This is a genomic window from Variovorax sp. P4_D9, assembly GCF_056401695.1.
This window is the reverse complement of record NZ_JBFUIU010000800.1, coordinates 1-3984: the sequence shown is the minus strand read 5'-3', so window position 1 is coordinate 3984 and position 3984 is coordinate 1. Positions and strand designations below refer to the sequence as shown.

Here is a 3984-nt window from a genome sequence, read left to right as displayed (position 1 = left end):
ATCTGTACGTGGCCCACCACAACGCCAACCCCAAGCCGTTTATCTGGACCAAGAGCGCGACCGACATCCTGGCCAAGGCCGCACTGGCACGGGCCCAAAGATACGTACACATCTGAGTGGCGCACTACACTAGAGGCCGTACCGACGATCAACGTCTGCAGACGATCTCGGGCCAGAGTGCGCTCGGTGCCGCGTTGTAATGCCAGACGATTTTCTTCACCTTGCCCTTGCCCTTGCCCTTGCCCTTGCCCTTGCCCTTGCCCTTGCCCTTGGCCGCATCGTCGACCGATGCGTCGTCATAGATCACGATGGTGTGCCCGATCTTGGGGAGCGGACCATCGTAAGGATGGTGGGATGTTCCCACCTGAAGCTCGGCCGGTGCAGCAGAGCCGGAAAGAATGGTGATTCTCATCCGTGCCTCATTCGGGTTGGAAAGGCCAGTAGAAGGTGCCAACCGTCGCCCCCTTGCCGATCCGAAAGGTCTTGGTCAAGGTGACGCCGGCATAGGTGGCATTGACGCGGTAGGCGCCGGGAGCCAGGACGATGTGAAAGAGAGGGCCGCAGTCCGCAAAGGGCCCGTATGACGCGCCCTGGCCAGGTTCGATCATCACGCTGACCCCTGTGATGTAGGCGCCCGTGCCGACCTCGGCAAACGTCAGACGCAAGTTGTAGAGATCGCGCGTGACCAGCATGTCCGACTGACCTCCCTCGCCGATGCCGCCGGTGGCGAACGAACCCGGCGCCAGCGTGGGTTGAGGCGCTGGACGCGCGAGCACAGTGCCGCCATGTAACGCGTATGACATCAGCGCAACGAGCCACAGCTTGCGCATCAGGGATGAAATGAAATGGTCCATGGTGCGAACGCTAAATCGGATGGCGCGGCTGAGGTTTGATCGCGCGCAAGCCAGGCGTCGAGCTTGCGCGGCGGCTGGCGAAATCGTCCGTCATTGCGCTGCATCAAGGTTTGGGCCCGGTCGATGCGCGATGCTGGCCCTATGTCGTCGTTGGCGGGCTCTACGAGTGCGACGACGTGCACGAGGAGCTGCCCCCATGGCAATTCAACCGTTAAAGACATTCGTTCTGTTCGTCGCGGCGCTGGTCAGCGCCTCGGCGGGCGCGCAGTCGCGCGGAGAACTCCTGTACACGACGACTTGCGTGGCCTGTCATACGACGCAGGTGCATTGGCGCGACCGTAGGCTGGCCACGGACTGGAACAGCCTGCAAGCGCAGGTCGTCCGCTGGCAAGCCGTGGGTTCGCTCAACTGGAGCGAGGAGGACATCGTCGCGGTGACACAGCACCTCAACGAGCGCTTCTATGGATTCAAGTCGCCTTCCGGCCGGCCCGTGGTGACGACGCCGACACGAAGCGAACGCCCGTGATCGCGACATGAGCGACATGAAGAAGCCGGCGCCGCTCCATCTGGGCACCGTTCTTGTGGCGATCGCGCTGCTTGTGATCGCGTGGGACTCCTGGCAACAGAGTCGCAGCATCGAGATGGTTCCCTACAGCGCTTTCGAGGATCAGTTGCGGGAAGGGAAGATTGCGGAAGTCACAGTCGGCGACTCGATCATCACCGGGCGTCTACGGATTCCCGAAAGCGGGGGCAAGCAGACCGTGATGGCCACCATGGTCGAGCCGCAGATCGCCGAACGTCTCGCCGGCTTCGACGTCCCTTACCAGCGGGTCCGCAGCTCGAGCTGGTTGCAGGTTTTGCTTTCCTGGATCATGCCCGCCCTGTTGATCTTCGGCCTGTGGAGCCTTATCGCGCGCCGTGCGGGCGGCGGCATCGGCGCCGGGTTGCTGGGCATCGGGAAAAGCAAGGCGAAGATCTACATGGAGAAGAGCACGGGCGTGCGCTTCGATGACGTCGCCGGCGTCGACGAGGCGAAGGCGGAACTGCAGGAGATTGTCGACTTTCTCAAGAACCCGAAGGACCACGGCCGGCTGGGTGCCCGCATTCCGAAGGGCGTACTGCTGATGGGGCCCACYGGCACGGGGAAGACCTTGCTGGCGCGCGCCGTTGCAGGTGAAGCGGGCGTGGTGTTCTTTTCGATCAGCGGTTCGGAATTCATCGAGATGTTCGTCGGCGTCGGGGCCGCGCGGGTGCGTGACCTGTTTGAGCAGGCACGCGCGAATGCGCCCGCCATCATCTTCATCGACGAGCTCGATGCGCTGGGCAGGGCGCGCACCGCCTTCCCGATCGCCGGCGGACAGGACGAGCGCGAGCAGACACTCAATCAATTGCTGGTAGAGCTCGATGGCTTCGATCCGAGCGTGGGCGTCGTCCTGCTCGCCGCGACGAACCGGCCGGAGACGCTGGATCCGGCGCTACTGCGCGCCGGGCGCTTCGACCGCCAGGTCCTCGTCGATCGCCCGGACCGCATCGGGCGTGTCGCGATCCTGAAGGTGCATGCACGAAAGATCCGGCTCGCCGCCAACGTGGATCTCGACCAGGTCGCAGCCATCACCGTCGGATTCGCCGGTGCGGACCTCGCGAATGTAGTCAATGAGGCCGCGTTGATCGCCACGCGGCGCAACGGCGATGCGGTGACGCTGTCGGATTTCACGCAGGCGATCGAGCGCATCGTCGCCGGGATCGAAAGAAAGAACCGCATCCTCGGCCTGCTTGAGCGCGAAGTCGCGGCCACGCACGAACTCGGTCATGCACTGACCGCACTGGCCCTGCCCGGCGCGGACAAGGTGCACAAGGTGTCGATCGTCCCGCACGGCATCGGCGCACTAGGGTACACCCTGCAGCGTCCTTCGGAAGACCGGCACTTGCTGCGGCGGGGCGAACTGCTCGACAGGCTCGCGGTATTGCTCGGTGGCCGCGCCGCCGAATTGCTCGTGTTCGGCGAGCCGACGACGGGAGCGGCCGATGACCTGGTCAAGGCGACGAACCTGGCGCGCGACATGGTGATGCGCTACGGCATGGACAGCGGCCTCGGTCCCGTGGTCTACGCCGAGCAGCGTTCTCCCATGATGGAATCGCGGACCGATGCGGCATCATCCGCCATCGCGTCCTCCGCAGCCAGCGAGAAGACCGCGCAGCGCATCGATGACGCCGTGCAAGGCCTGATCGAACAAGAGGCGAAACGTGCGACGCAATTGCTTCGCGAGCGGCGCGAGATGCTGGACCGCTGCGTGCGCGCATTGATGAGCAAGGAGACGCTCGAGGAGGCCGAGTTGCTGGCGCTGGTCGCAAGTCCGGGTTCGTCACGGAGTGCGCCCGGGGGCGACAGCCTGAAGGCCGAACTCAGCTTGGCGCAGTGAACTTGTTGTTGGAAAGGGACTGCTTTGAAGACTCTCTGGATCTACGCTCACGCGTGCTTGGCCTCGCTCGCGTGGATTTTCATTCTCCTGGCGTGGTCTCTGGCGTTGCTGGACCCGAAGTCAGGCATCAACCAGGACCCGGTGTTTGCCACGATCGCGATCCTGGTGGCGTTGGGACATCTGAGCGCCGGCAGCTATCTGGTGCGCCGCATCCGCGACGAGATCGGCGAGGCCAGAAAGGCCTCGGCGAATCGCTGCATACAGCCGTCTTCCTGACGTCGACTTGGTCAGGGATGTGGCTCCGCACCGTGTCGTGCAGCCCATTCCTTGGCTTTGGCAATGCCGATCCGGATCGCCTTGCCATCGTCATAGCCGTCGGCGAGCAGGGCGTTGGCTATTTCGACGGCTTTCATCCGAATCCATTGCGGCAGGTGCTCCATGGCCGGAGGGTAGCGATCGGGAGTCCAGGGCATGGCGAGTTCCTCGTTTCACTTTATCCTGAATCCGTGAGCCCAAGAGTGAAAGGGGCTCACCCTGCGGGTGCGATCGATTTGAGGTGGTTTGGTAAACGCGAGACAGGTGTGGGGCGTTTATGGGCCTGTTGCAAACGCAGTATCCGATTCCTTCCAATGCGCCCCTTCATCGTCAAGCAACTCGACTACGACCTCACCCCGGTAGCCGGTCTGGCGCTGGTAGGACATCACCTGAAT

Annotated in this window: 7 protein-coding genes; 4 read left to right on the top strand and 3 right to left on the bottom strand. The window is 63.4% G+C overall.

Annotated features, from left to right (window positions below; all coding sequences use genetic code 11):
* Positions 1–148 precede the first annotated feature (148 nt).
* Together AC1DY5_RS45540 and AC1DY5_RS45535 are read right to left on the bottom strand one after the other, a co-directional pair.
* Positions 149–412 (bottom strand): hypothetical protein, encoded by a 264-nt coding sequence (locus AC1DY5_RS45540; protein WP_478120982.1) that lies wholly within the window; start codon positions 410–412, stop codon positions 149–151.
* A 7-nt stretch (positions 413–419) separates the two neighbouring features.
* On the bottom strand, positions 420–854 hold the full coding sequence (locus AC1DY5_RS45535) for a hypothetical protein (RefSeq protein ID WP_478120981.1): 435 nt from the start codon (positions 852–854) through the stop codon (positions 420–422).
* A 35-nt stretch (positions 855–889) separates the two neighbouring features.
* Between AC1DY5_RS45535 and AC1DY5_RS45530 the strand changes: the two genes are divergently transcribed.
* Genes AC1DY5_RS45530 through AC1DY5_RS45515 form a run of 4 tightly spaced genes read left to right on the top strand, consistent with a single transcriptional unit; the run spans position 890 to position 3550 of the window.
* A complete protein-coding gene (locus AC1DY5_RS45530; protein ID WP_478120980.1) occupies positions 890–1069 on the top strand; it encodes a hypothetical protein in 180 nt (59 codons plus the stop codon).
* Complete coding sequence (locus AC1DY5_RS45525; protein ID WP_478120979.1) at positions 1051–1380, top strand: cytochrome C; 330 nt, start codon at positions 1051–1053, stop codon at positions 1378–1380. The genes AC1DY5_RS45530 and AC1DY5_RS45525 overlap by 19 nt, the downstream gene beginning before the upstream one ends.
* 16 nt (positions 1381–1396) lie before the next feature.
* Entirely contained in the window at positions 1397–3274 is a 1878-nt protein-coding gene (gene ftsH / locus AC1DY5_RS45520; RefSeq protein WP_478120983.1) for an ATP-dependent zinc metalloprotease FtsH, read from the top strand.
* Positions 3275–3331: 57 nt separating this feature from the next.
* Positions 3332–3550 carry a hypothetical protein gene (locus tag AC1DY5_RS45515; RefSeq protein WP_478120978.1) on the top strand — a complete coding sequence of 73 codons (219 nt, stop codon included), beginning with the start codon at positions 3332–3334 and terminating at the stop codon, positions 3548–3550.
* Between the two features lie 11 nt (positions 3551–3561).
* Here the strand turns inward: AC1DY5_RS45515 and AC1DY5_RS45510 are convergent, their stop codons facing one another.
* Positions 3562–3747, bottom strand: coding sequence for a DUF2188 domain-containing protein (locus AC1DY5_RS45510; protein WP_478120977.1), 186 nt, complete (start codon positions 3745–3747; stop codon positions 3562–3564).
* Positions 3748–3984: the final 237 nt, after the last annotated feature.

Coding starts and splice junctions, on each gene's coding strand:
- AC1DY5_RS45525 (WP_478120979.1), top strand. CDS start 1,051: ATGGCAATTCAACCGTTAAAGACATTCGTTCTGTTCGTCGCGGCGCTG.
- AC1DY5_RS45535 (WP_478120981.1), bottom strand. CDS start 854: ATGGACCATTTCATTTCATCCCTGATGCGCAAGCTGTGGCTCGTTGCG.
- AC1DY5_RS45540 (WP_478120982.1), bottom strand. CDS start 412: ATGAGAATCACCATTCTTTCCGGCTCTGCTGCACCGGCCGAGCTTCAG.
- AC1DY5_RS45510 (WP_478120977.1), bottom strand. CDS start 3,747: ATGCCCTGGACTCCCGATCGCTACCCTCCGGCCATGGAGCACCTGCCG.